At 64.2% G+C, this 1,947-nt stretch carries 1 protein-coding gene; it reads right to left on the reverse strand.

Going from position 1 to position 1,947, the window contains the following annotated elements; all coding sequences use genetic code 11:
- Window positions 1-125 precede the first annotated feature (125 nt).
- On the reverse strand, window positions 126-944 hold the full coding sequence (locus C461_RS01215) for a rolling circle replication-associated protein (protein WP_004045523.1): 819 nt from the start codon (window positions 942-944) through the stop codon (window positions 126-128).
- Between the last annotated feature and the right edge of the window lie 1,003 nt (window positions 945-1,947).

The raw sequence follows: 1,947 nt of genomic DNA on the forward strand, positions 1-1,947 counted from the left end.
TAATCGCAGGACGGCGCAAGGGTCGCCGAAAATCGAACCGACCCCACCACCCACCACAGGGACCTATAACGGTGTCTAGGGGGACCCCACCCGGCACCTCTCACCTCGCGGTGGGACCGACCGATCTAGTCTGGTGGCGGTCCTCTATCCTCGTCGCGCCGGAAGTCTCCCGACGCAGCCGACACCCAGTCCTCGACGATCGGATCCCACGCCATCAGTGACCAGTCCTCCTCGAGCGCACTGCCGTCACGATCGTCGCCGCCCGGATCGCGTGGATCGAGATCGACGTCGGCGCTAGATCCGTACCGCCGCGACCCCGACGGCAGGAACGACAGCGAGCCACGACCGAGGTACGCACTGATGTAGTGCGCCGCGTTCCGTGCGTCCACCCGCCGGATGTCCACCACCCGGCCGAGGCCGACGCGCTCGGCCAACTGCGACAGTTCCCGCTGCGGCAGGAACCGATCCACGAGCAGGTGCAGGTGCGGCCGGTCCCGCTCGTCTCCCTCGTGCCGCACCCACAGATACGACAGGTTTGGATAGCGGTCCCTCAGTTCCGTCCTCAGCGCGTTCCACCGATCGGTGATGTACTCGTGCTTCTCCTCCTTCGACGCGGGCGCTCTGCGGTCCACTGTGAGCGTCAGGAACCGACGCATCTCCGGGCGCTCCTCCGTGATCCGTTCTATCTCCTCGATCAGTCCCATCCTCAGCCGGTGGCCGCAACACTCGCAGTCCCACGAACCGCAACGGTACGACGCCTGTTCCCCCGATTCTGTCTGGTACTTCAGGTGCGCCAAGTCCTTCCGGCAGTCCGGCCGCTCCCGATCCGGCCCGCAATCCCAGTCCCGACCGAGCCGTGACTGCTCATCCAACTCGACCTCGCCGTCGACGGGATCCGCGCTCACTCCGACCACCCCGACCGACGCGATCGCGAGCTGCTCCACGAGTGGCCCGACAGCACGTCCGGCCCAGCTGGGGCGGCACTATCCGACGACCGCGACGAAGACGAGCCGGTGGCACCGCACCGCACCATAGCCACCGGCACGTCTTCTACCGCACCGCACGGTGGAACGCCTGAATTGGCGAAGCATAGCGGCTCTTGAGTTGTTCTAACTAGCGTCGAGTAAAGACCGCACCGCCGCCGCACCGCCACCGCACAAGATAGCCCCCTCCCGCCGGTCGGGGGCGTGCGGATCGGGCGGCCCTCGAGCCGGGTACGCCGGCTCTCGGGCAAATCAAGATCGCCCGATCCTTGCGGTGGATCGGCGCTTAGTCGTCCAGACCGAGCGTTTCCGTGAACCGTCGAAACACTTACTGACTCGGCTGAGAGAGGACAGAGCGAGGACGAACCCTCCGGCCAAGAGGTTTCCACCGGGCGATTCTGCCACAAATCGCGTCCGGTGGAATCGTCCGTCGCCCGGGCCTTCTCCGGGCATTCACTCACGTTGCGTAGCTTTGACTGCGACGAGAACGACTAGCCCCTTAAAGAATACTGACCTTTCACCCCGGCAGAACATCTACCTATCCCGATACTACCAACACGCCCACATATTGTTATTAGCAGTTCTAACCATAGCCAGACAGAACCCGAAACCGCATGACAGCGCAGGGGTCGCCGATCGCCCCGGAGTATCACCCATCACAACTTACCGCCGTCTTGCGATTCTTCCCCCTGTCGAATCCCGGCCCTATCCGTACAATCGCAGGACGGCGTAAGGATACCCCTGTCTGAACCGCCACAACTTACCGCCGTCTTGCGATTCTCCCACCACAATCACTCGCCCCTCCGCTCCCTAATCGCAGGACGGCGCAAGGGTCGCCGAAAATCGAACCGACCCCACCACCCACCACAGGGACCTATAACGGTGTCTAGGGGGACCCCACCCGGCACCTCTCACCTCGCGGTGGGACCGACCGATCTAGTCTGGTGGCGGTCCTCTATCCCTG

This window comes from Halorubrum aidingense JCM 13560 (genome assembly GCF_000336995.1).
In the GTDB taxonomy this organism is placed as follows: domain Archaea; phylum Halobacteriota; class Halobacteria; order Halobacteriales; family Haloferacaceae; genus Halorubrum; species Halorubrum aidingense.